This window comes from Serratia sp. CoH_134_PS_4, from assembly GCF_058190535.1.
Genome location: NZ_JBXWKI010000006.1, coordinates 183,360 through 206,808, shown reverse-complemented (window position 1 = coordinate 206,808; position 23,449 = coordinate 183,360). Strand labels below are relative to the sequence as shown.

At 54.2% G+C, this 23,449-nt stretch carries 23 protein-coding genes and 1 riboswitch; of the genes, 15 read left to right on the top strand and 8 right to left on the bottom strand.

Annotated elements, in window-relative coordinates; all coding sequences use genetic code 11:
* Positions 1-12: 12 nt before the first annotated feature.
* From AC2FCQ_RS12110 to gutQ, 10 genes are all read left to right on the top strand, one after another.
* Positions 13-1,503, top strand: coding sequence for a mannitol dehydrogenase family protein (locus AC2FCQ_RS12110; RefSeq protein ID WP_490308255.1), 1,491 nt, complete (start codon positions 13-15; stop codon positions 1,501-1,503).
* A gap of 106 nt (positions 1,504-1,609) precedes the next feature.
* Positions 1,610-2,296, top strand: a complete 687-nt coding sequence (locus AC2FCQ_RS12105; protein ID WP_209638250.1) for a GntR family transcriptional regulator — start codon at positions 1,610-1,612, stop codon at positions 2,294-2,296.
* A 206-nt stretch (positions 2,297-2,502) separates the two neighbouring features.
* A complete protein-coding gene (fbaB, locus tag AC2FCQ_RS12100) occupies positions 2,503-3,552 on the top strand; it encodes a class I fructose-bisphosphate aldolase (protein ID WP_012146277.1) in 1,050 nt (349 codons plus the stop codon).
* Positions 3,553-3,818: 266 nt separating this feature from the next.
* Positions 3,819-4,367 carry a PTS glucitol/sorbitol transporter subunit IIC gene (gene srlA, locus AC2FCQ_RS12095; RefSeq protein ID WP_209638254.1) on the top strand — a complete coding sequence of 183 codons (549 nt, stop codon included), beginning with the start codon at positions 3,819-3,821 and terminating at the stop codon, positions 4,365-4,367.
* A 15-nt stretch (positions 4,368-4,382) separates the two neighbouring features.
* Positions 4,383-5,363, top strand: a complete 981-nt coding sequence (gene srlE / locus AC2FCQ_RS12090; protein WP_209638256.1) for a PTS glucitol/sorbitol transporter subunit IIB — start codon at positions 4,383-4,385, stop codon at positions 5,361-5,363.
* A gap of 22 nt (positions 5,364-5,385) precedes the next feature.
* Entirely contained in the window at positions 5,386-5,748 is a 363-nt protein-coding gene (gene srlB, locus AC2FCQ_RS12085) for a PTS glucitol/sorbitol transporter subunit IIA (RefSeq protein ID WP_209638258.1), read from the top strand.
* A 10-nt stretch (positions 5,749-5,758) separates the two neighbouring features.
* Positions 5,759-6,538 carry a sorbitol-6-phosphate dehydrogenase gene (gene srlD, locus AC2FCQ_RS12080; RefSeq protein WP_404760745.1) on the top strand — a complete coding sequence of 260 codons (780 nt, stop codon included), beginning with the start codon at positions 5,759-5,761 and terminating at the stop codon, positions 6,536-6,538.
* Between the two features lie 51 nt (positions 6,539-6,589).
* On the top strand, positions 6,590-6,946 hold the full coding sequence (gene gutM, locus AC2FCQ_RS12075) for a transcriptional regulator GutM (RefSeq protein WP_490308256.1): 357 nt from the start codon (positions 6,590-6,592) through the stop codon (positions 6,944-6,946).
* Positions 6,947-7,029: 83 nt separating this feature from the next.
* Positions 7,030-7,803, top strand: a complete 774-nt coding sequence (gene srlR, locus AC2FCQ_RS12070; protein ID WP_209638262.1) for a glucitol operon DNA-binding transcriptional repressor SrlR — start codon at positions 7,030-7,032, stop codon at positions 7,801-7,803.
* Complete coding sequence (gene gutQ, locus AC2FCQ_RS12065) at positions 7,796-8,767, top strand: arabinose-5-phosphate isomerase GutQ (RefSeq protein ID WP_209638264.1); 972 nt, start codon at positions 7,796-7,798, stop codon at positions 8,765-8,767. The genes srlR and gutQ overlap by 8 nt, the downstream gene beginning before the upstream one ends.
* A gap of 56 nt (positions 8,768-8,823) precedes the next feature.
* Here gutQ and AC2FCQ_RS12060 read toward each other — a convergent pair whose 3' ends face one another.
* The 4 genes from AC2FCQ_RS12060 to thiM form a co-directional block, all read right to left on the bottom strand.
* Positions 8,824-9,855 carry a methyltransferase gene (locus AC2FCQ_RS12060; protein ID WP_490308330.1) on the bottom strand — a complete coding sequence of 344 codons (1,032 nt, stop codon included), beginning with the start codon at positions 9,853-9,855 and terminating at the stop codon, positions 8,824-8,826.
* Positions 9,856-10,215: 360 nt separating this feature from the next.
* Positions 10,216-10,674, bottom strand: coding sequence for an inhibitor of vertebrate lysozyme family protein (locus AC2FCQ_RS12055; protein ID WP_209638268.1), 459 nt, complete (start codon positions 10,672-10,674; stop codon positions 10,216-10,218).
* An 86-nt stretch (positions 10,675-10,760) separates the two neighbouring features.
* Positions 10,761-11,561 carry a bifunctional hydroxymethylpyrimidine kinase/phosphomethylpyrimidine kinase gene (thiD, locus tag AC2FCQ_RS12050; RefSeq protein ID WP_490308257.1) on the bottom strand — a complete coding sequence of 267 codons (801 nt, stop codon included), beginning with the start codon at positions 11,559-11,561 and terminating at the stop codon, positions 10,761-10,763.
* On the bottom strand, positions 11,558-12,352 hold the full coding sequence (gene thiM / locus AC2FCQ_RS12045; RefSeq protein ID WP_209638271.1) for a hydroxyethylthiazole kinase: 795 nt from the start codon (positions 12,350-12,352) through the stop codon (positions 11,558-11,560). Before thiM ends, thiD begins: the two co-directional genes overlap by 4 nt.
* Positions 12,353-12,388: 36 nt before the next feature.
* Positions 12,389-12,480: riboswitch (TPP riboswitch) on the bottom strand.
* Positions 12,481-12,549: 69 nt separating this feature from the next.
* On the opposite strand from thiM, the gene AC2FCQ_RS12040 reads away from it, so the two are divergent.
* Positions 12,550-12,975, top strand: a complete 426-nt coding sequence (locus AC2FCQ_RS12040) for a GNAT family N-acetyltransferase (RefSeq protein WP_490308258.1) — start codon at positions 12,550-12,552, stop codon at positions 12,973-12,975.
* A 78-nt stretch (positions 12,976-13,053) separates the two neighbouring features.
* On the opposite strand, the gene AC2FCQ_RS12035 is transcribed toward AC2FCQ_RS12040, so the two are convergent.
* Entirely contained in the window at positions 13,054-14,304 is a 1,251-nt protein-coding gene (locus AC2FCQ_RS12035; protein ID WP_490308259.1) for a glycoside hydrolase family 68 protein, read from the bottom strand.
* 256 nt (positions 14,305-14,560) lie between these two features.
* Complete coding sequence (locus tag AC2FCQ_RS12030) at positions 14,561-15,802, bottom strand: MFS transporter (protein ID WP_490308260.1); 1,242 nt, start codon at positions 15,800-15,802, stop codon at positions 14,561-14,563.
* A gap of 95 nt (positions 15,803-15,897) precedes the next feature.
* Between AC2FCQ_RS12030 and AC2FCQ_RS12025 the strand changes: the two genes are divergently transcribed.
* On the top strand, positions 15,898-16,350 hold the full coding sequence (locus AC2FCQ_RS12025) for a winged helix-turn-helix transcriptional regulator (protein WP_265556678.1): 453 nt from the start codon (positions 15,898-15,900) through the stop codon (positions 16,348-16,350).
* Between the two features lie 51 nt (positions 16,351-16,401).
* Complete coding sequence (gene rluF / locus AC2FCQ_RS12020; protein WP_490308261.1) at positions 16,402-17,202, top strand: 23S rRNA pseudouridine(2604) synthase RluF; 801 nt, start codon at positions 16,402-16,404, stop codon at positions 17,200-17,202.
* 23 nt (positions 17,203-17,225) lie between these two features.
* Here rluF and AC2FCQ_RS12015 read toward each other — a convergent pair whose 3' ends face one another.
* A complete protein-coding gene (locus AC2FCQ_RS12015) occupies positions 17,226-20,324 on the bottom strand; it encodes an autotransporter outer membrane beta-barrel domain-containing protein (protein WP_490308262.1) in 3,099 nt (1,032 codons plus the stop codon).
* A gap of 195 nt (positions 20,325-20,519) precedes the next feature.
* The gene (locus tag AC2FCQ_RS12010) at positions 20,520-20,834 is read right to left on the bottom strand and encodes a putative periplasmic lipoprotein (RefSeq protein ID WP_404760736.1); all 315 of its coding nucleotides are present in this window, start codon (positions 20,832-20,834) and stop codon (positions 20,520-20,522) included.
* 179 nt (positions 20,835-21,013) lie between these two features.
* Between AC2FCQ_RS12010 and AC2FCQ_RS12005 the strand changes: the two genes are divergently transcribed.
* Both AC2FCQ_RS12005 and AC2FCQ_RS12000 read left to right on the top strand, forming a co-directional pair.
* On the top strand, positions 21,014-21,640 hold the full coding sequence (locus AC2FCQ_RS12005; RefSeq protein ID WP_490308331.1) for a LuxR C-terminal-related transcriptional regulator: 627 nt from the start codon (positions 21,014-21,016) through the stop codon (positions 21,638-21,640).
* 1 nt (position 21,641) lies between these two features.
* Complete coding sequence (locus tag AC2FCQ_RS12000) at positions 21,642-23,423, top strand: hybrid sensor histidine kinase/response regulator (protein WP_490308263.1); 1,782 nt, start codon at positions 21,642-21,644, stop codon at positions 23,421-23,423.
* The last annotated feature ends 26 nt before the right edge of the window (positions 23,424-23,449 follow it).

The window sequence follows — 23,449 nt, the reverse complement described above, 5'->3', positions numbered from 1 at the left end:
AGGAATTCCAGCATGATACTTTCCCCTAACAGCGCACTGCCGGCGGCAATTGCCCAGCCGGATTACGATCGAGAACGGCTTAAACCACGCATCGTGCACGTTGGCTTTGGCGCATTTTTCCGCGCGCATCAGGCTGTGTATGCCGAACAACTGGCTAACGATCACGCCAGCGACTGGGGTTACTGCGTGATCAGCATGCACAACGGCAGGCAAAAAATCGCCGATCTACAGCGGCAGGATTTGCTGTATACGGTTGCCGAAATGAACGATACCGATTGGCACGGTCAAGTGATTGGCGTTGTCAGGCAGGCTCTGCACCTGCAGGTCGACGGATTGGACGCCGTGTTAGACGCCATGGCGCAACCGGAAGTGGCCATCGTTTCATTAACAATCAGCGAGAAAGGCTATTGTTATCACCCCGCCAGCGGCCAGTTGCTGTCAGAACACCCGGATATTCAGCATGATATTGTTCATCCACAGCAACCACGTTCCGCGCCGGGATTGATCCTGGCCGCACTGCGTCTGCGCCGGGAACGTGGGTTGCCTGCGTTTGCCGTGATGTCCTGCGACAATATGCCCGCCAACGGCCAGATTACTCGCAACGTGTTAACGCAGCTGGCACAACGGCAAGACAATGGCCAAGCAGCGTGGATCGCACAGCATGTCACGTTTCCCTCAACGATGGTCGACCGCATTGTCCCGGCGGTCACGGCAGAAACCCAGCAACATACGGAGGCATTGCTGGGTGGCGTCGCCGATCTGCTCGGTGTCGCCTGCGAGCCGTTCCGCCAATGGGTGATCGAAGATAACTTCCCACAGGGCCGCCCCCAGTGGGAAAAAGCCGGTGCCGAGTTGGTGAGCGACGTGCTGCCCTACGAAGAAATGAAGCTGCGGATGCTCAACGGCAGCCACTCGTTCCTCGCTTATTTGGGCTATTTGGCAGGCTATACCCACATCAGCGACAGTATGCAGGATGCCTATTTCGAGCGTGCGGCGCGCCATCTGATGCTGGCGGAACAGGCCCCGACGCTGCAAGTCTGCGGCGTGGATCTGGCGCAGTACGCTGAGTCGCTGCTGGCGCGTTACCGCAACACCGCACTGAAACACCGAACCTGGCAGATCGCCATGGACGGTACCCAAAAACTGCCGCAGCGCTTGCTGGACGCCATTCGCTGGCATCTGGCACGCGACGGCAACGTTGACTGCCTGGCGTTAGGCGTTGCCGGTTGGATGCGATACGTCGGCGGTCAGGATGAGCAAGGTCAGGCCATCGAGATCAGCGATCCATTACGGGAACGCCTCGCCAATGTGGTCAGCAACAGTCGCGAAGGCCCTGAACGGGTGCTGGCCTTACTGCAACTTGATACCGTCTTCGGCCATGATCTGCCCGATGATCCGCGTTTTGTCGGGGCGGTGACCGATGCCTATCGGCAACTGCTGACACAAGGTGCCAAGGCTTGCGTGGCAGGGTTGCCGCTCGGCTGTTCCTCACCGACAGCGTAAAATGGCTTTGTTCGTCAAGCTGCGGAAGGATTTATCCGTCCGCAGCCAGCGGATAATCTGCTAGTATGGTGGCATTCACACTCAAGCCTGGTAATGCGTTGTCACCATGTCTGAATCCTACAGCCTCACCAATAATCTCCCGGTCAATCAGCAAGTCTACCGTTTCCTGCGCAAGGATATCGTCGATTGCACCATTCCCCCCGGTACACTGTTGTCCGAGAAAGAGATTTCTACCCGCTTTAGTGTTTCTCGCCAACCGGTGCGCGAAGCCTTTATCAAATTGGCAGAGGCTGGATTGGTGCAGATCCTGCCGCAACGCGGGACGTTTGTGATGAAGATTTCTGCCAAGCGGGTGGCCGACGGGCGCTTTATCCGTCAGGCGGTGGAATGCGCGATCGTGCGGCGTGCGGCGGAACGGATCACACCGGAACAACTGATGACGCTGGAGCATAACTTGCATCGTCAGGAGCTGGCGGCACAAAACCAGCAGACGCGTGAGTTTCTGACGTTGGACGATGAATTTCACCAACTGTTGACCCAGTTCGCGGACTGCCCGTTGGCCTGGGAGACCATCGAAACCATCAAGGCCACCATGGACCGAGTGCGTTTTCTCAGCCTGAGTGAGGTCTCACCACCGGAGAGCCTAATCCAACAGCACTACCGTATTTTTGCCGCGCTGAAGGCGCAGGATGCAGACGCCGCCGAGCGTGCCATCCACGAGCATCTACAAGAAATGATTTACTCAATCACCCCTATCGCCCTGCAAAATACCGAGTGGTTCGACGCAGAATAATCAGCGGCCTGGCCGTCAAGGGGGCGATCGCCCCCACGTATTTGGCCATGCAAATGGCATTTCCTCTCAATCGCATCTATTGTTTCTCCTTGCTGTCAGGATTTCATTAATATCGTTCTATCAGCTTCAATCACCGCTTTTTACTGCGCCGGTGGTCAGATACCTTGCCCTACCGGTGTTATGAAGAAGCTAATCGGGAGTTAATCATGACTGATATTGCACAGTTGTTAGGAAAGGAAGCGGAAGACCTGTTGCAACACCGCTGTACTACCATCCCTGCTGAGAATCTCTACCTACCGGGCGCCGACTTTGTTGACCGGATAATGATCGATAACAACCGTCCCAACACCGTTTTGCGTTCCATGCAAAGCCTGCTTAATCACGGTCGTTTAGCTGGCACCGGCTACCTGTCAATTTTGCCGGTCGATCAGGGCATTGAGCATTCTGCCGGTGCGTCGTTTGCTGCCAACCCGTTGTACTTCGATCCGAAAAATATCGTCGAACTGGCCATTGAGGCCGGTTGTAACTGCGTCGCCTCCACTTACGGCGTGCTGGCGTCCGTGTCACGCCGCTATGCGCACAAAATTCCGTTCCTGGTCAAACTGAACCATAACGAAACCCTGAGCTACCCAACCCAATACGACCAGACGCTGTATGCCAGCGTCGAGCAGGCTTTCAACATGGGTGCTGTCGCGGTCGGGGCCACCATTTACTTTGGTTCTGAACAGTCACGCCGCCAGATTGAGGAAATTTCTAGCGCCTTTGAGCGTGCTCATGAGCTGGGTATGGTCACCGTGCTGTGGGCCTATCTGCGTAATCCGGCATTCAATAAAGACGGGGTGGATTATCATTCCAGCGCCGATCTTACCGGTCAGGCCAACCATATTGCCGCCACCATTGGCGCCGATATCGTTAAGCAGAAAATGGCGGAAAATAACGGCGGCTACCGCGCGGTGAAATTCGGTTATACCGATGACCGCGTCTACAGCAAGCTGACCACTGACCACCCGATCGATCTGGTGCGTTACCAGTTGGCCAACTGCTATATGGGCCGCGCCGGGCTGATTAACTCCGGCGGCGCTGCCGGTGAAAACGACCTTCAGGAATCGGTGCGTACTGCCGTTATCAACAAACGTGCCGGCGGCATGGGCCTGATCCTGGGGCGTAAAGCGTTCAAGAAATCGATGAAAGAAGGTGTGGCGTTGATCAATGCCGTTCAGGACACCTATCTGGACAAGAAAGTGACCATCGCCTGATCACGGCGACAGCAAGTAGAGTTCTCTCCAGCCCGGTACGCCGGGCTTTTTCATGTCTTTTATCTGCTGATTCCCCTTTCCCGCCTCACGGCCACCGTGCTTCCATGTTATTTTTCTTTCATTATTAACTTTCACAATAAAATATTTATCTTTCAAAATGTGATCTATTTAAAACAAATGAATCCGTGAAGTGATTAGTGTAAGGCCCATGGCGACAGAGCTGCCGTTTTGCTCCAGGCCATACCTTCCATCACAGGAGAACAATAATGATTGAGCTAATCACTCAGGGTGCCGAATGGTTTATCGGCCTGTTTCAGAAAGGCGGTGAGGTGTTTGTCGGCATGGTGACAGGCATTTTACCTTTGTTAATCAGCTTGTTGGTCATTATGAACGCGCTGATTAAATTTGTTGGCCAGGAACGTATTGAACGCTTGGCGCAGCGCTGCGCGGGAAACCCGGTTTCACGTTATCTGCTGCTGCCGCTGCTCGGCACCTTTGTTTTTTGTAACCCAATGACCCTCAGCCTCGGCCGTTTTATGCCCGAGAAATATAAACCCAGCTACTACGCAGCAGCATCTTACAGCTGCCACTCCATGAATGGCCTGTTCCCGCATATCAATCCCGGCGAACTGTTCGTTTATCTCGGCATCGCCAGCGGGCTGACCACCCTCGGCCTGCCGCTGGGGCCACTGGCCGTGAGCTATTTTCTGGTCGGGCTGTTTACCAACTTCTTCCGCGGTTGGGTAACCGATCTCACCACCAGCCTGTTTGAACGCAAGATGGGCATCCGCCTGGATCGTCAGGTGCAACTTTAACCCGTGGAGTGCAGCATGAGTGCTTATATCCGTATTGAGAAAGGCGCCAGCGGCTGGGGCGGCCCATTACAGTTGCCGATCGAGCCGGGCAAAAAAGTGGTGTACATCACTGCGGGCACCCGCCCGTCGATCGTCGACCGGCTTAGCGAACTGACTGGCTGGCCCGCCGTCGACGGCTTCAAGGAAGGTGAACCGCCGGCGGACGAGATTGGTGTGATGGTGATTGACTGCGGCGGTACCCTACGCTGTGGCCTGTACCCTAAACGCCGTATTCCGACGGTCAATATCCACGCCACCGGACAATCCGGCCCACTGGCAAAGTTTATTCTCGAGGACATCTACGTTTCTGGGGTGCGCGATAACAACATCAGCCGGGTAGCGTCGGAAACAGATGCGGTGCAAGCCGCCCCCGCCACTCAGTCAAGGGGACGGGATTACGACACCAGTAAAAAAATCACCGAGCAGAGTGACGGCCTCTTGGCAAAAGTCGGCATGGGCATGGGATCTGTGGTGGCCGTGTTTTTCCAGGCGGGTCGCGACACCATCGACACCGTCCTGAAAACCATTCTGCCGTTTATGGCGTTCGTCTCGGCGCTAATCGGCATCATCATGGCGTCCGGTCTTGGGGATTTTATCGCCCACGGTCTGACACCGTTAGCCAACAGTCCTATTGGACTGGTGACGCTGGCGCTGATTTGCTCCTTCCCGCTGCTATCCCCCTTCCTGGGCCCCGGCGCGGTGATCGCTCAGGTAATCGGTGTGCTGGTCGGGGTACAGATTGGCCTGGGCCATATCCCGCCGCAACTGGCACTGCCCGCCCTGTTTGCGATCAATGCGCAAGCCGCCTGCGACTTTATTCCCGTGGGCCTGTCGCTGGCAGAAGCCAAACAGGACACGGTGCGGGTCGGTGTGCCTTCGGTATTGGTCGGGCGTTTCCTGACCGGTGCGCCCACCGTGCTGATCGCTTGGGCCGCCTCGGCCTTCATCTATCAATAACACTTACCGCCAGGGGCTAGTTATGAACACCATTTTTCAAACCACCATCACCCAGATTGGCGGCTCTGCCCGCGATGCGCTGTGTGATGACATGCTGATCACCTTTCGTGAAGGAGCACCGGCAGACATCGAAGAGTTTTGTTTTATCCACCAGCACGGCAATACCCTTGGTGAACTGCTCGCGGGTGGATGGATGGAGTTGGCGGATCAACGCTACCCGATCACAGCCGTCGGCAGCGTCGCTAACCAGAATTTGCGTGAACTGGGCCACCTTACCGTGCGTTTTGACGGGGAAACCCAGGCCGAATTTCCCGGCTCGATCCATGTTTCCGGCACCACGCCGATTGATATTCCGATAGGCAGTACGCTGAAATTTATCGCATAAGGAGTAGACCATGTCTGAAGTAGCAGTAGTGATTGGCGGTGGCCAAACATTAGGCGCATTCTTGTGCCTGGGACTGGCGCAAGCGGGTTACCGCGTGGCGGTGGCCGATTTAAACGCGGGGAACGCCCAAAACGTGGCGCAGCAGATTAACGATCAATACGGCGCAGGCTGTGCGCAGGGCTTTCAGGCCGATGCCACCGATGAACAAAGCGTGATGAAACTGGCAGCGGCAGTGGATGGTGCATTTGGACAGACCAACCTGCTGGTGTACAGCGCGGGGATCGCCAAGGCGGCACCAATCACCGATTTTCCGTTGGGGGATTTCGACCGCTCGCTGCAAGTGAATCTGGTGGGCTATTTTCTTTGCGCCCGCGAGTTTTCCCGCCTGATGATCCGCGACGGCATTGCCGGGCGCATCATTCAGATCAACTCCAAATCCGGCAAGGTCGGCAGCAAGCACAATTCAGGCTACAGCGCTGCCAAGTTTGGCGGCGTCGGGCTGACCCAATCACTGGCGCTTGATCTGGCGGAGTACGGCATTACCGTCCATTCGCTGATGCTCGGTAATCTGCTGAAGTCGCCGATGTTCCAGTCGCTGCTGCCGCAGTACGCACAGAAACTGGGGATCGCACCCGATCAGGTTGAAAAGTATTACACCGATAAAGTGCCACTGAAACGCGGCTGCGACTATCAGGATGTCCTGAATACCCTGCTGTTCTATGCCAGTGATAAGGCGTCTTACTGCACGGGCCAATCAATCAATATTACCGGCGGTCAGGTGATGTTCTGATCGGATTATCCCCCCTCTCCTTCGGGAGAGGGAAACCAAACAGGAGACGACATGACCCAGGCATTCATTATTTTTACCGTGCTGGCCTGGCTACTGCACATTGCTTTCGGCTGGTGGCAACTTCAACGTTTTAACCGCGCCTTCGACGGCCTATGCCAGCTGGGCACCGTCGGTGTCGGGCGTTCTGGCGGGCGCTTTCGGCCACGGGTGGTCTTGGCACTGGCTTTCGATACCGAGCAGCGGGTCTGCGGCAGCATGCTCATGCGTGGCCTGACCATTTTTGCGCAACCGCGACAGCTCGCCCGTCTGCACGGGCTTCATCAGAGAGACCTTATCCCGGATGTGATCTTCCCCGAGGATCGCGCATGCCAGACTGCACTATCGTTAGCGATTGCCCCTAAATCATGATATTTTCACATTAAAAGACATTACCTTTCATATTGAATTATTCATTGAAGGGAAATGCTCAACTCTTGTGAACAGGACAGGCTATGAAACCAAAGCAGCGGCAGGCCGCTATCCTTGAATATCTGCAGCGGCATGGCAAAACGGCAGTGGATGCCCTGGCAGCACACTTCGCCACCACGGGCACCACCATTCGTAAAGACCTCACTCTGCTGGAGGACGAAGGTGAAGTGATCCGTACGTATGGCGGTGTCGTCCTCAGCCGTGACGATGGCGATCAGCCGATCGACCGTAAAACCCATATCAATACCGAAAAGAAACGCCAGATCGCCTACGCCGCCATTGGGCTTATCAACGACGGCGATTCACTGATTTTTGACGCCGGCAGTACCGTGCTGCAAATGGTGCCGCATCTGGCGCAGTTCAATAACATCACCGTGATGACCAACAGCTTACATATCGTCAATGCGCTCGTGGAGTTGGACAACGACCAGACTATCCTGATGCCCGGCGGTACCTATCGCAAAAAATCGGCCTCATTCCACGGCAGCCTGGCAGAATCCGCTTTCCAACAGTTCAGCTTCGACAAACTGTTTATCGGCGCAGATGGTGTAGACCTCAACGCAGGCGTTACCACCTTTAATGAGGTGCATAACGTCAGTAAAGCGATGTGCGAGGCCGCCAGCCGCATTATTCTTCTGGTAGACTCGTCGAAATTCGGCCGTAAAAGCCCGAACGTGGTCTGCGACCTGGCCGCCGTAGACACGCTGATTACGGATAAAAACATCAACCCGGATTATCTCGCCGCACTACAAGCGAAAGGTATCAATATCATTCTGGTAGGAGATTCTGATGAGTAACGCCTCGGCCCTTCTGGCCTTTGCCCGTGAAACACTGGAAATTGAGCTGACAGAAGCACAACGTCTGCTGGAACGGCTGGACGATAATTTCGTCCGCGCCTGCGAACTGCTGCTGAACTGCCGTGGCAAGGCCGTGGTTTCCGGCATTGGCAAGTCCGGTCACATCGGCAAAAAAATCGCCGCCTCTCTGGCCAGTACCGGCACACCGTCGTTCTTCGTACACCCGGCGGAAGCGCTGCACGGCGATCTCGGAATGATCGGTGCCGATGACGTGGTGATCTTTATCTCTTATTCAGGCCGAGCCAAAGAGCTGGATCTTATCCTGCCGCTACTGGCGGAAAATACTATCCCGGTGATCGCCATCACAGGCGGTAAAGAGTCACCGTTAGCACAGGCAGCGGCCTGCGTGCTGGATATCAGCGTTGAACGTGAAGCTTGCCCAATGGGGCTGGCTCCGACCTCCAGCGCAGTCAATACGCTGATGATGGGTGATGCATTGGCCATGGCGCTGATGCGTCAACGCGGTTTCAATGCCGAAGATTTTGCCCGCTCACATCCTGGCGGCAGTCTGGGCGCACGTTTACTGAATCGGGTACATCACCTGATGCGCACAGGCGATCGCCTGCCTCAGGTCAGTGAAAATGCCAACGTCATGGAAGCGATGCTTGAACTGAGCCGCACCGGGCTGGGCTTGGTGCCCGTGTGTAACGCACAGCAGAAAGTGGTCGGCGTCTTTACCGATGGTGACCTGCGTCGCTGGCTGGTGAAAGGGAATAGCCTGCAGGATGCGTTAAGCCCGGCGATTACCCGCCCCGGCTACCGCTTGCCAGAACAGTGGCGCGCCGGAGAAGCGCTTGAGGCGTTACACGAACAGCATATCAGCGCTGCCCCGGTGGTCAATTTAGACGGCGTACTGGTGGGCGCGATCAACCTGCACGACCTGCATCAGGCTGGCATCGGCTGACGAAAAGGACAGAAACCCGCATTGTTTGCGGGTTTCTTTCTATCCTCAGCGTTGACTTAGCTGGGCACTGCCTCAACGATCGAGACATAACAACCGGTGTTGATTATCCGGTTCAGCTTCAGATCGGCAGTGGCCAGCAACGCCCTCAGTTCTTCTTCGGTACGCGCTTTCCCGCCGTCAAAACTCCCCATGAGCAGCAGATCGATCTCTCTGGCACAGTCCCAATTATGACCCTCTGGGATCACCGGTTCCATGATCAACAGTGTCGAATCAGGATGCATAGCATTGCGGCAGCTGCGTAATATCCGGCTGGCCGGTTCGTCCGGCCAGTCCATGGTGATGTATTTCAATAAATAAAAGTCCGCCGTCGGACACGACTCGAAGAAGCTGCCGGCACAGGTTTCCCAACGGGAATCGTCCCCGAGTTCACCGAGCCGATTTCTCGGCAAGATCTGCGGCTGATCGAAAAGGATACCTTTGAGCGTCGGGTTAGCACGCAATACGCTCAGTAGCAATCCGCCCAATCCCCCCGCAATATCCACCACCGTCGCATTTTCTGGGAAATGATAATTTCGCACCAGGAATTTATTTTCCACCGATGACATGGACGACATTCCGGCATGAAAGTCATTTTCCGACGCGGGAATATTTTCCCTCGACCAATATTCATAAAAAGACATTCCGAACAGCTGTTTGAACACCGGGTCACCCCGAACAGTTCCCGTCAACTTGCCCAAAGGCAGCCAGAATGTGTCATCAGTAAGCATGATGACTGCAGCACGCAAAGAATCCCTGGCATCGGAGCGCAGGCATTGCGCCACCGAATTTAGCGCGAAATGGCCGTCGTTAGAAACGGTAAAAATATTGCGAGATACCAGCGTGCGCATAACGCGATGCAATAAGTCCTGATCCACCGCCAGCTGACTCGCCAGCTCCCGGGACGTTTTGGGCGTATCAATCAGAGCGTCGGCCACGTTCAGCTCCGTCGCGACCCGCAATGCGGCCTGCACGGTGAACCCCATCGCCTGATCCAACAAGTATAATGACGCTTTTTCATCTTCAGAAAGAGTAATGTGATTTGTTTCCATGATCATAATGCTCCGCTTACATATTTATCTCCAGACACCATTGCAAAAAGCTGCAATGCCTATTTTTCCGGTGAAAATAAATTCGCCAAACAAGATCATAGACACTAAATAAAATAAAACCACAAAATAAAAGTGGTTATTATTTAAGAAAGAAAATAAAACTCACAACCCATTAAATACTAAGGAGATAAATATAATTACGCACAACAAAATAATACAAAACAGATATAACCAAATAATAAAATCATTATGAAATAACATTTATCCTATTTAGACATTGTTTTATATGGGTTTAATTTTAATGTTCTATATTCATCGCAAAAAAACGGCCAAATGCGTCAGCATTCAGCCGAATACTGATTATTTCCAGTCTGGATTATTCTCGAACTGTTGTTTCAACAGCGCCTTCATGTCCTCGTCCGGCTTGCCCAACCATTGGTATTTAGCGTATTTCTTCGGATGATCAACCGCTTCCGGTTTGTTCGCCACTTCGACGCGCACCGCCCATGCCTGTGACTTGTCTTCTTTAAACGCCACCATCATAAAATTGTTGGCACAGTCGTGGGGTTTGCACAGATTGCCCACCAAATAATTTTGGCCCTTCCAACTCAGGCTTTGCGCCGGGGTTGATGTCCCCATTCCCTTACGCGCCCACCCCGGTAAACGGGCCTGGCCTTTCACCATGTTCTGCCAACTTGTCTGGTAGCCCGGCTGCTGGATCACATCGGAGGTAGTGACAATTTGTTGGGCAACGCTGCCCACGCTGAAGCTGAGTAACACGCCGAAGATGGCACCGCGAAGTGCGTTTTGTCCTGTCATGGCCTTCTCCTTTAATAAAATTCGTCCGCACCCGGCCAAAACCGGGCCTGAATCTAGTCAGACCACAGTGACGGCAAAAAGTTGACTCACCACCAGGCGTGAAAATGATGCACCGGTCCGATACCCTGCCCCACTTCCAGGGTGTCGGCTTGCTGCAACGCTTTTTGTAGATAATCTTTGGCCGACGCCACCGTGCTGGCCCAATCATCATGGCGCGGGCGCAATGCGGCTAACGCGGCGGAAAGTGTACAACCGGTACCGTGCGTATGACGGGTCGCCACACGTGGCGCAGTGAAACGCAGTTCCTGCCCATCGCTAAACAACCAGTCCGGGCTCTCACTTTCACTCAGATGACCGCCCTTCATCAGCACCGCCCGACAGCCCATTGCCAGCAGCGCCTGGCCTTGCTCACGCATTTGCCGTTCATTCTCCGCCGGCGCACATTCCAGCAAAGCCGCAGCTTCCGGCAGGTTCGGCGTAATAATCGACACCAACGGCAACAGTTCGCGACGAATAGAGTCCACGGCCTCTGGCGCCAACAGGGGATCACCACTTTTCGCCAACATCACGGTATCCAGCACCACAAATGCCGGTTGGTAATGACGCAAACGCTCCGCCACCGCCTGCACAATGTCAGTGTTAGCCAGCATACCGATTTTGGTGCTGTCGATACGCACATCGCTGAACACGGAATCAAGCTGAGCGGCGACAAAAGCAGGGTCAATATTGTAAACCGACTGCACCCCGCGGGTATTTTGCGCCACCAGTGCCGTAATAACGGAGGCCCCGTAGGCACCCAGCGCAGAGAAGGCTTTCAGGTCAGCCTGGATACCTGCACCGCCGCTCGGATCGGTACCCGCGATGGTCAATGCGTTAATTCGTTTCATTGCAGATCCTCCGGCCGCAGTTGATACAACGCGTCGAGGAACGCAGGGGTGAAACTGCCCGGCCCTGCGGCATCGCGCGTGGCACGTTCACCACACAGCGACATCACCCGGCAGGCAGTCGCGACGTTGTCCAGCCGATCGCCCGGCAGGCTGCAAAATGCCGCCACTACGGCCGATAAGGCACAGCCGGTTCCCACGACCCGCGTCATCAGTGCGTCCCCCCCTGCGACGGCCCACTCACGCTGGCCGTCGGTGACATAATCCACGACCCCGGTTACCGCCACGACAGCGCCACTGCTCCGTGCCAGCTCACGCGCGGCGGGTAAAGCCGCCAGCGAATCGTCCGTGCTGTCTACGCCGCGCCCACTGGTCTGCAGACCGCTCAGCGCCATGATTTCGGAAGCATTACCGCGGATCGCCGCGGGTTTTTTACCTAACAGGCAATGGGCAAAGGCAGTGCGGTACACCAACCCACCAACCGCCACCGGATCCAGCGTCCATGGCGTTCCCGCCGTATTGGCGGCCTCCACCGCCGCCAGCATGGATTCGGCACGTGAGGCATTGAGAGTACCGATGTTAATCAGCAAAGCATTCGCCAGCAGGCTGAACTGCGCTGCCTCTGTCGGTTCCACCACCATCGCAGGGGAAGCGCCGAGCGCCAGCAACACGTTAGCCGTCAGCTCCTGCACCACTTCGTTGGTCAGGCAGTGAATCAATGGGGGTTGGTGCTTAAATTGGGTCAAACAGGCCGCGGCACGGGCGCCGGGTAAAGCATCAGGTCGAGCGAACATATTCCTCCCAACCGGCGTTCAAGAAGGCGGGTACCGGTTGGGGCACCGAGACTTCCCTACGCTGGCATAATCCAGATCAGGTAATACGGGTAAAATCTCAGCCCCTAGAGGCACCCCGAGTCAAGACAGCCATTATTGGGGTTGCTGACGGTGAGGTCAATTGCGCTATAGTGTCAAAAAAATAAAAAGGAGATGCCATGCAGATCAGACCCTATCAAGAAGCCGACCGCCCCTTCCTGCGCACGCTGTATTTGGCATCACGCAAAGCGGCGTTTCCGTGGCGCGATACCGACGATTACCGACTAGAGGATTTCGATCGTTCGACGTTGGGTGAGGATATCTGGGTAGCGGAGGATCAGGGGACGCTACTGGGATTTGTATCGATTTATCGCCAAGATAATTTTATCCATAATCTGTATGTTGATCCTCACCTGCCGCCCCTTGGCGTAGGCAGTGCCTTACTGCAGGCGGCAGAACAGACATTTACTGCCACCGGTTCATTGAAATGTCTGATGAAGAACGAAAAGGCGTTGGCGTTTTACCATAAACACGGCTGGCAAAAGATAACCACCGGCAACGACGGCGCGGAAGACTATTACCTGCTGCACTCGCCTAAAAAATAGCGTCATCCGCTGTGAGCCAAACCTGAAAAGGCCTGACATCGTCAGGCCTCTAAAACGGCTCAGGCTACAAACCGCAGGTTACCCTTGCAAAACGATATCCTGCATCGCCGGGATATAACCGTAATCGTACACCTCGCGCACAAAGGAACGGTCGCCTTCCAGCACAATCCGCACCGTTGGCGCTTCCGTCCCGCCGATACGGTAATCCTGGCCGCTGGTTGGCACGCTGTCGATGAACGACGTCACCAAACCATTTGGCATCACGCAGTGCGAATACGTCTGGAAAGGCTGTTCCGGCGGGTTACCCAGCACCAGGCCTGAGGCGTTCATCGGCGTGTAAGGCCCGGTCAGACTATCGCTGACGAAACCGTACACCCCATCCGGCCCGGTCAACCCTTCGGCATAGGTGAATTTATGGCTGATGGTGAACAGGTAATATTTGCCGTCCTGGAACACATAGTGCGGGCGTTCGGTCTGATCGTTGACGCCCACAGCCGTAACCAGCGGCGGCAAAATCTCCCACTCTTCACCGCGATTATCCTTCGCCACCGCCAGGCCGATACAGCCCACCTGGAAACGTGCGCCGCCCACCTCTTCATGGCCCGGCGGCACCAGCCCCAGCTCTTGCGGGCCAACCACATGCGAACCGCGATCGCCGGCTACGTTACCCTCGAACACCATATACAGTTTGCCGTCCTGCGGATCGATAAACGGGCTGGGGTCGCGGAAGTTCCAGTAGGGATTCTGCGCTTCGGTCTGGTAATACACCCCGTCGGCCTCGAACAGCGATTTCACCTCGTTGAAATCCTGCAGTTGCACGCCGTCATCCGACGTCACAATGCGGCCGCGCACTTTGGCAATGGTGGCACCCGGCGTCACGCAGGTGTAATACAGATCGATATCGCCTTCGTTATTCAACAGGATAGGAGTACCCGCCCATTCACGCGTCGTCGGTGAAACCCCTTCCGCCATCACCCGGCCGCCGAAGATCCAGTCTTTGCCCGTACGGGAATACCAGTAGCACATACGCGCACGGCCGTGGCGATCTTCCCAGTCGCGCTTGATGTCGTAATTACCGCTGCCATCAATATACTGCGGGTCATAAGGATGGCGATCGGCGGTCAGCGTCAAAATTACTGACCAGCCGTTGACGGAAACCACGGTGCCCTCCAGGGTACGCAGCGGCATGGTGTCCCAGATGAACACGCTGTCACTCATGACCGGAAAATCGGCGCTCACCAAGGGTTGCGTGGTGGTCGGATCGTTTTCGTTGACTTTCAGCGCCTCTGCGCGGGTCCAAATGGTCGGTTTGTAATTTAGGTTTGTCATAATGATTTCCTCTTAGCAAGTAAGCTCCCCCATGCCGGGAACGACGGCGGCAGGAGCGATGGGCGCGGTAAAATGTGACCGCTGCGGCTGATGAGTGGCCGTGCCGCTATATTGCTAAATCGGTTTTGCTAATGCATGCGGTTGGGTTTGTGTGGTGCACCAGACAAAATCTAAGGAGAAAGAGAGGGAAATGAGTGGGATAACCCTCGGCGCGCCGCAATTGCAATTACTGTGCGACGCACTGATTTCCCAACTGTTATTGCTCTACCACCGCGCCTGAGGCCGGCATGCCGCGTAATGTCAGCCACCAGAACAGCAAGGCGACCAGGCTAACGCCCGCACCGAGCCAACACACACCACTCCACCCCGCCCAAGCGTAAGCATGCGTGCTGGCGAAGGCCCCCAGCCCACTCCCCACGGCGTAGAACAGCATGTAGCAACCGACCAATCGGCTGTGGGCCTGCGGATGTGCATTGAAAATCAGGCTCTGATTCAGTACGTGAATGGCTTGACCCGCCAGATCGAGCAACACAATACCCATAATCAGCCAGCCCAAACCGTAACTCAACATGCTCAGGGGAACCCAAGCCGCCACCAACAGTAACAGGCAGACACCGCTCGCCACCTGCCCCAAACCGCGATCGGCCAGATGCCCGGCACGCACCGCCGCCAGCGCACCCACCGCCCCCACCAGACCAAACGCACCGATCACCGAATGCGAAAAGTTAAACGGGGCCTGACTGAGTGGCAGTACCAGCGCACTCCAGAAAATACTGAATGCCGCAAACATCAGCAGCGCCAGCATACCCCGGATCTGCAACGTGCGATCACCCCATAACAACGTCAGCATTGAACGCAACAACGCCGGATAACTGAGCGTCGACGGCGGTGTGCGTGGCGCAGGTAACAAACGCGCCAGCACCGGCAGCAGAACCAAGGTTACCGCAGCGGAGAAGAAATAGACGGCTCGCCAGCCCCCCATATCCGCCAGTGCGCCAGAAAGCGTTCGCGCCAGCAACAAGCCCAATACCACCCCTCCCTGTGCAGCCCCCACCACCCGCCCTCGCTCATGCGGCGCTGCCAATGTCGCGGCAAAAGCGATAAGCCCCTGCGTCATCGCGGTGCCAAACAGCCCCACCAGCAGCATGCCACTCAGCAGTAACAGGCTGTTGTCCGCCCAGCCGACCACGCACAGGGCAGTAATCAACAGCAGTTGTTGAACCGCCAACAGCCGGTGGCGATTAATCCGATCCCCCAATGGCACCACCAGCAATAATGCCAGCGCACACCCCAACTGGGTTGCGGTGATCACCATGCCAACCGAGGCCAAGCTGATAGTAAAATCGTGGGCAATGGCGTCCAGCAAAGGCTGAGCGTAATACACGTTTGCCACGCTGAAGGCACTGGCTCCCGCCAGCAACAACACCAACGACGCAGGAAGCCGGCCCAGCACTTCCCCCTGTGACGTACAGATCGGATCCAGTGCTTTATCACTCATCCTTCACCCCAAAGTGGTTTCATTATTAAACCCAATGAACTTTACGCACAGAGGTTTTATAATGCAACCAGATCTTGCTGCAGGAGTTGAACGCTGTGAAACGTAAAAGTATGGAAGATGCGCAGTGCCCGGTCGCGCGCACGCTGGATGTGATTGGCGATTGGTGGTCGCTGCTGATCGTGCGCGACGCCTTCGACGGCGTGCGTCGCTTCAGTGAGTTTCAGAAGGGATTGGGGATGGCGAAGAATATTCTCTCCACCCGTCTACGCACGCTGGTGGCACACGGCATTCTGGAAATTGCGCCTGCTTCGGATGGCAGCGCCTATCAGGAATATCTCCTCACGGATAAGGGACAAGCTCTGTTCCCGGTGATCGTCGGATTGCGCCAGTGGGGTGAGGATTATCTGTTTAAAGAGGGAGAAACAAGGTCAACGCTGGTAGAAAGCGACAGTGGGTTAACGATACCGCGCATGACGCCGACGGGCAGTGACGGGCAAACGCTGACGCCGCTGAATACGCGTGTGGTGAAGGTTGATGAACTGGCGTAGCCTTCGCAATACCCCCCGGGTAAGGTATAGTCCGCGTTTTACGGGGTAACTATGCTGACTCACTCATCCATTCGCGTTAACAAGTACATTAGCGACAGCGGCATCTGTTCCCGTCGCCAAGCCGATCGTCATATCAAACAGGGCAATGTCTTCATCAACGACAAACGGGCGGACGTAGGTGCGCAGGTGTTTTTCGGGGATAGCGTGAAGGTGAACGGGCAGCAGATAGAACCTCGTGATGCTGATGATTTGGTGCTGATCGCACTGAATAAACCTGTTGGTATCCTCACCAGCATGGGAAAGCATGAGCGAGATAACATCGGCGATTTTGTTAACCACCGTCAACGTACCTTTCCTGTCGGCCGCCTGGACAAGGCTTCTCAGGGGTTAATTTTCCTGACCAATAACGGTGAGCTGGTCAATAAAATCCTCCGCGCCGGCAACAATCACGAAAAAGAGTATCTGGTTACCGTCGACAAACCGCTGACCGACGCATTTATTCAAGGCATGAGCGCAGGTGTGCCCGTACTGGGCAAAGTGACAAAAGAATGCCGGGTGGAGAAAGAGACCGAACAGGTATTCCGCATCACATTGGTACAAGGGCTTAACCGCCAGATCCGCCGCATGTGCAAATATTTTGGTTATGAGGTCACTAAACTTGAGCGCGTGCGCATCATGAATATTGATCTGACAGGACTGCCGCTGGGCGAGTGGCGGGATTTAACCCGTGATGAGCGAACTACCCTATTCAAATTGCTAGAGCACTCCACGTCCGAAGACCACGGCCAGCCCCAGAACGCCGAGATATCGCCAGGCAACGAGGGTCTGTTGCCCAACGATATTCCGCTTTAACCAATACCTCACTTTTCAGAAAATCAGAATGACCATCTGATATTGGCATTGACCGCATTCACCTGGGTATCAGCGCCATATTGCCCCTGATAACCGAGATCCAAGGTGGTGGAACGCGTCAGTTTCACACTCACCCCGACGTCCGCCACCATCAGGTTGTCATCAACCGCAGTGCCTTGGGTGATAAATGCGTCGCTGCCGGCAAAGGCCATACGTGAAGATGTGGATTTATCACCGTAGGCATGCTGCCAGCCTAATGAACCGTATAAGCTGACGTTCTTCGGCAGCTCGGTGAAGCCGCGCACACCCAACGTTGAATAGAAGGTATTCATCGTGTCATTACGTACGCTAAGTGCTGCAGCCCCGCCCTTTTCCTGGAAATTATCGGTATGCAGGCGGATATAGCTCAGATTGACGAAGGGCTCAATGTTCGCATCCGATTGTCCAAAACGGTAACCCGCTTCGGTAAACGCCAGCAGTGAGTCTGCATCATAGTCAGCCTTGAGCCGATCCGAGTAATTGCCAAAGTTAACGTTGCGTTCATTTTCCAGACGGTGCCAGGTGTAGCCCAGAGCACCACGTAGCGAGAAGGCATCCTGCTGCCCTGCGGCGTAAAGGCCGAGGTGGTAATTATCGCTATCAGACTTGGAACGACGGCTGTCAATCTTGTAATCACCGCGGCTATAACCAAAATATCCCCCAACGCGAACGCTGTGATCGGCTAATTTATGATCCGCGCCCAGCAGGAAACCACTGGTGTTGCCATCGAGTTTTCCGACGTTCTCATTGCCGCTGTTTCTTGCCCATGATCCAAACGTCTGCCCCCATACACCATTATTTTCAGCTTGAGCCGGCCGAACCAGCGTCATCGCCAGCGACGGCACAGGTAACGGATCATTATCAAACACGCGTAACATGCGTTGATTCAGCACATTGAATAGCATGGTGCTGCCTGCGATCAAATTGGACTGCGTGGACGGATACACTTCGCCAGACAACTGATTGAACGCCTCGCGCGCTTCCGGTGCACTCAATAACAACACGGAATTATACAGCGCCAGTGAAGGGCCACTTTGTGTCAATGACGAAAGTGCACCCGCGGTATTCCACTGATTATGGGTTTGCGCGACCGTCTGGAAAATACCTGGTTCGCCCGGGTTTTCACCCCCCGGATTTTCGCCACCTGGGTTCTCGCCCCCCGGATTCTCACCGCCTGGGTTTTCACCACCTGGATTCTCGCCCCCCGGATTCTCACCGCCTGGGTTCTCGCCCCCCGGATTCTCACCGCCTGGATTCTCACCGCCTGGGTTCTCGCCCCCCGGATTCTCACCGCCTGGGTTTTCACCGCCCGGGTTCTCGCCGCCGCCCTTTTGCGCGATGGTCAGATCCACGGCGTTGGCGCTGTGATGAAGCGCAACATCGAGGAAAGCAGATTTTGAGATAGCTTCAGCAAACTGACCGTCAATTCCGCCTTGCGACGTTAAAATGCGGTAGCTTTGGCCCGTCTGATAGCTGGTTTGTGGATCCAGCGCAGTCACCTGCACTTTGGCTTGATCACTGATGGTGGTCTTCCCGGCGACCACCAATTTGTCACTGCTGCCGTCACCCGCAATATCGACGTCGTAGAAGGACTCACCGATGAAGTTCAGATAGCGTTGCAGCGTCAAGGTGCCGATGTTGCCGTCACCGGGCGAAATATGGCCGCCAGACAGAATTTCCGTTTGGCCCAGAGTACCGTTGCCTCCCAGCGTACCGCCGGCTTTTATCGAGGCCGCACTGCTGTAACCTTGACCGTTGTTAACATCGGAACCGGCTGTCGCATTGAGGATCAGCGTGCCGCCATTTTCGGCGCTAAGCGTTTGAATATCAAAAATGTTGTCTTCTTTCAGCGTATTGATATCGCTGGCGATGATGATTTTTCCGCCCCGGGCGCCCACATTGGCCTTGAGCCCGGTAAGATCGCCGCTCAACGTCGTTTGCCCGGCAGTATTGATGACCTCGCCTTCGCCAACCATCTTGTTGCGGAAATCGTAGTTGTCGGAGGTATGGTTAAAGTACACATAGCTGCCGAACAGCCCACCCCGCAGGTTGATCGTCGTCTGTGCGTCAACGGTGCCCGCACCACCCGCCGCACCTATCGTGGGATCGGTCAATCCGGTACCGGTATCCATATTGCCGCGGCTGCCGATGATTAACGCGCCACGGTTCGAGCCGGAGCCGGTATCCCCCAGCCGCAACTCGTTAGCGCCAGCGGAAAATACGCCGCCGTCTACCACCGACAGCACACCATTACCATAATCCCCCACGTTGACGCTGCTGCCGCTGGTAAAGCGCGAGCCCTCGCCAGCGATATACAACTCGGCGGTTTTGCGTGAACCTGAAACACCGGCAATCTCTGCGCTGCCAACGTTGACCACTCCACCGTTTAGCACGTCCACATCACCGTTAGCCGTAAGCGTTTGGGTAATGTTCCACTGGGAGTTATTGCCCGTCACCGTGGCTTTAGGGTTCAGTTTGTCAGCTTCGCCGGGTATAAAACCGCTGTCGATCCTGGCTGCGGCGGTTGTTGTTACCACCCCGCCGTCTTCAATCAATAGGGTGGATCGCGCGCCCTGACCAAAACCAATGCCAAGCCTGTCGCTAATGACCCTGGAGCCGGCACCTTTAACATTCAAATGGCTGTCATAACCGCCCGTGGTGCCGACAATAATTTCTTTCGCACTGGCAAGTGCACCATCTTCAACCCGTAATGTCCCCAGACCCAAATTCAGGCTGCCGCGCAAAACGGATTGATCGTTAACGGCGCTCACTACCGCATCAGGCCCCCTGACCGTTACCACGCTGTCATAAATTTTGCCGTCAGAACGGGTGCCAATATTGATGTTATAGGCGTTGATTTTGCCATTATCGATCAGCAGGTTCGCACTTTGATTGCGGCCGACGTAAACATTCCCGGTGTAGGCTAAAGATTCTGTCACTTTGGATTCACCATCAAAAACAGCATCGTCGGCACGTGCAATATCAACAGGCCCGATCAATATCAATGGTGCGGAAAAGAGTGCGAGGTAAAGCTTGGAAAGCGGTTTTCTTACCGCTAAAGGGTACGATATTTTATCTTTCATGTATTCTCTCCGGCTCATTACTTTGATGCCATCAACGTTATTATTTATATGAAAAACTCAATGTATTAGAGGAGATATGAAACGCGATGCGCGAACACAGATTGATTGGTATCGATGCGCCAGCTTATTGCCCCCCAGCGCTAACGCATCGATACCAAACTTATTGGGCTGCCCCAATCCGCGCCTTAAGAAGGGTTATTTATGTGTGACCACCGGGGTACAGGTCGGCGCGCTTAGCGAAGGCGCAGAGCCTAAGATTCCCGGCATCATCAGCGATGAGCAATCGAAAATACGCCCTTTTTCCGTGGTCGCGCGGTAAGAAAGTTTTTGTCCGCCCAATGCATCGGGTTGGCCGCCATTAACATTGGTTACGGTAATTTCATCCGACGATCCCAGGCCAAGCATTTTAGCCGTTTCGGCCTGCAGTAGCGGTATTGCCTGATCGGTTTTCAATGTTGAACACCCGGCTACCAGAAAAGTAACGGCCAAAGCAATAAGTGGTTTTCTCATAAATTATCCTTTTCAACCAAACAGATCCAAATGCTGAATGGTTCTATGTTTTGTCTTATCAAAGTCCCCGAATAATATATTTCTCTTTCCTAAACGAAAAAACCCTCCTAAAGTAGGGAGGGTCAATAATAAAAAATTATCAGAACCCCTCTGATATGTTTATGCGAAAGGAGCTTGCTTTGGGGCAGGGTTATGCACTGGTCGTTGATGACCATCCTTTGGTGGCGAGTGGTATCGCCAATTTCCTTAATACGCATTGTCGATTTAAGCATGTTCATGTGGCGACCAACGAAGATCACTGTTATCGCCACATTCTTGAACATGGCGCCCCAGGCTTAATCGTTATCGACTTTTGGCTATCCGATGGTACGGCATTAAAATTACTCAAAGAGATCAAACAGCTCTACCCTAACGTGCGTTTGCTGGTAGTCAGTGGTGATGAGAACAATGAAATATGGCAAAAAGTCCGTGATGCCGGCGGCCATGGTTTCGTGCTTAAAAATGAAACGCCAGAATTATTTGCGAGCGCGGTCACCGCGCTTATGAATAATCAACCGTGGTTCCCTCTTGATAATGAAAACACCCTAACCAGCACACAAAACCATCTACAAAAATTCAACTTAACCCCACGGCAAGTTGATGTATTAACCATGATGATGCGTGGTTTCCCCAATAAAAGAATAGCCTCAGAGCTTTCTATTTCAGAACCCACGGTCAAGGAACACATCGGTAACATTTTAAAGAAAATAGGCGTTAGCAGCCGGGTGGAAGCCATTACCTTGCTGCATGGCAGACCGGGCCAATAGCATGAAGCTACTTCAATCTTTACAAGATGATGGAATCTCTCCACGCGCGCAAATTCGCCTGCTAGACAACACGTTTATACGGTTAGTCTTTAGCTTTACTGCGGTACCTTTTGTTGGCATCCCTTTTGCTATCTGGATTTATTTGCTGGGGGAAAACCTGTGGCCCATCATCATCTGGATCCTGTTGTATTTTCTCTGCGCATTGGCCATTAGGTTTTGGCACCGCAGCTATCAACATGAAGCAAAGGAAAAAGATGCAGAGGTTATTCTAAATCGCTGGTTACCCCATATTAATAAAGTCGCCTTTGTGCATGGACTGGGTATTTCATCATTATATTTAATCACTCCACAAATAAATAATTTTGATTTTTTCTTATTATTAAACATCAGTATCGCGGCAATCGTCGCAGCAAATGCGACGCACCTGACACCAATAATTAGCACCTTTACACTTTTCTTCTTCTCCTGTTGGGGAATGCTTAATATTGGCATTATCTGGCGTTTAAACGATGTCATGCTCATTGTGCTGATGCTCAATTTGCTTTATGGATTCGCCATTTACCGTCATGCACTTAGCTCTCATAAATTCTTTATCCAGCAGGCCCGTCTTGAAGAGCGCAGTTCCCGTCTTGCAGAGCAATTTAGGCAGGCCAAAGAAGAAGCGGAACAGGCATTGCTGGATAAGAATCAATTTCTTACTACTGCCAGCCATGATTTACGCCAACCGGTGCATGCCATGGGTTTTCTGATTGAAGCCATTATTCATAAAAATCGCGATACCACACTTATCCCTCAACTCCTGGATTTACAACAAAGCGTGCGGTCGGTGCATCTCATGTTTAATTCTTTACTCGACCTCAGCAAGATTGAATCCGGAAACGTCAGCACAGCGACCACCCATGTGGATATTGGAACGCTGCTTGATTCCGTCATTACCCTATTTCGTGAAGAAGCAAACAGCCGGACGCTATCATTGCGAACATGGCGGCCAAAGCGAAGAGTTCTCGTCATGGGCGATCAATTACTTATCCGACAATCCCTGATTAACCTGATACAAAATGCCTTGCGTTACACACAAAAAGGGGGAGTTCTGATAGCCATCCGCCCTCGTGGTGGGGAATGTTTAATCGAGGTTTGGGATACCGGTGTTGGCATTGCCGACGAAGAAAAAGGCAAAATATTCTCCCCCTATTATCGCCCCGAACTGGCGTGGAAAATCGACAGTGCCGGCCATGGGTTGGGGTTGGCGGTAGTGGCGCGCTGCGCAAAATTGATGAAGGTGAAGTACGGCATGCACTCCGTTGAAGGTAAAGGATCCCGTTTCTGGATGCGTTTTGCCCTCTACACCGGCGAACACCCACGACAAGAAAGCACCAACACATACTCAAACACCGTCACACCTGCCCGCTATGCCCCTCTGTCCGGCGCCTGTCTGGTCGTGGACGATGATCCGCTGGTCACCTCCGCCTGGTCGAGCTTGATGAGCACATGGGGTATAACCGTGCGCTGCGCCGCTTCCGCCGAAGAGGCTTTCGCTATCGTTGATGAAGGCTTCAGGCCCTTCGCCGTGCTGTGCGATCAGCGGCTCCGCTCTGGTGAGAGCGGCTTCGACATACTGAAAGCGCTGTTTGAACGTTTGCCGAATATCAGCGGTGCGATGGTCAGTGGGGAGTTCAACTCCCCTATTCTGCAAGAAGCCGAGCAGGAAGGTTACCTGGTATTAAGAAAGCCGCTGGAGCCTGCCAAACTGTACGCACTGTTAACCCAGTGGGTATCTTGCTAGCGACGCTTTACGTAAACGCCCCATGC

Coding starts and splice junctions, on each gene's coding strand:
- AC2FCQ_RS12105 (WP_209638250.1), top strand. CDS start 1,610: ATGTCTGAATCCTACAGCCTCACCAATAATCTCCCGGTCAATCAGCAA.
- AC2FCQ_RS12110 (WP_490308255.1), top strand. CDS start 13: ATGATACTTTCCCCTAACAGCGCACTGCCGGCGGCAATTGCCCAGCCG.
- srlA (WP_209638254.1), top strand. CDS start 3,819: ATGATTGAGCTAATCACTCAGGGTGCCGAATGGTTTATCGGCCTGTTT.
- AC2FCQ_RS12040 (WP_490308258.1), top strand. CDS start 12,550: ATGCAGATCAGACCCTATCAAGAAGCCGACCGCCCCTTCCTGCGCACG.
- srlR (WP_209638262.1), top strand. CDS start 7,030: ATGAAACCAAAGCAGCGGCAGGCCGCTATCCTTGAATATCTGCAGCGG.
- srlE (WP_209638256.1), top strand. CDS start 4,383: ATGAGTGCTTATATCCGTATTGAGAAAGGCGCCAGCGGCTGGGGCGGC.
- gutM (WP_490308256.1), top strand. CDS start 6,590: ATGACCCAGGCATTCATTATTTTTACCGTGCTGGCCTGGCTACTGCAC.
- AC2FCQ_RS12055 (WP_209638268.1), bottom strand. CDS start 10,674: ATGACAGGACAAAACGCACTTCGCGGTGCCATCTTCGGCGTGTTACTC.
- AC2FCQ_RS12010 (WP_404760736.1), bottom strand. CDS start 20,834: ATGAGAAAACCACTTATTGCTTTGGCCGTTACTTTTCTGGTAGCCGGG.
- thiM (WP_209638271.1), bottom strand. CDS start 12,352: ATGTTCGCTCGACCTGATGCTTTACCCGGCGCCCGTGCCGCGGCCTGT.
- fbaB (WP_012146277.1), top strand. CDS start 2,503: ATGACTGATATTGCACAGTTGTTAGGAAAGGAAGCGGAAGACCTGTTG.
- srlD (WP_404760745.1), top strand. CDS start 5,759: ATGTCTGAAGTAGCAGTAGTGATTGGCGGTGGCCAAACATTAGGCGCA.
- thiD (WP_490308257.1), bottom strand. CDS start 11,561: ATGAAACGAATTAACGCATTGACCATCGCGGGTACCGATCCGAGCGGC.
- rluF (WP_490308261.1), top strand. CDS start 16,402: ATGCTGACTCACTCATCCATTCGCGTTAACAAGTACATTAGCGACAGC.
- srlB (WP_209638258.1), top strand. CDS start 5,386: ATGAACACCATTTTTCAAACCACCATCACCCAGATTGGCGGCTCTGCC.
- AC2FCQ_RS12060 (WP_490308330.1), bottom strand. CDS start 9,855: ATGGAAACAAATCACATTACTCTTTCTGAAGATGAAAAAGCGTCATTA.
- AC2FCQ_RS12035 (WP_490308259.1), bottom strand. CDS start 14,304: ATGACAAACCTAAATTACAAACCGACCATTTGGACCCGCGCAGAGGCG.
- AC2FCQ_RS12030 (WP_490308260.1), bottom strand. CDS start 15,802: ATGAGTGATAAAGCACTGGATCCGATCTGTACGTCACAGGGGGAAGTG.
- AC2FCQ_RS12000 (WP_490308263.1), top strand. CDS start 21,642: ATGAAGCTACTTCAATCTTTACAAGATGATGGAATCTCTCCACGCGCG.
- gutQ (WP_209638264.1), top strand. CDS start 7,796: ATGAGTAACGCCTCGGCCCTTCTGGCCTTTGCCCGTGAAACACTGGAA.
- AC2FCQ_RS12015 (WP_490308262.1), bottom strand. CDS start 20,324: ATGAAAGATAAAATATCGTACCCTTTAGCGGTAAGAAAACCGCTTTCC.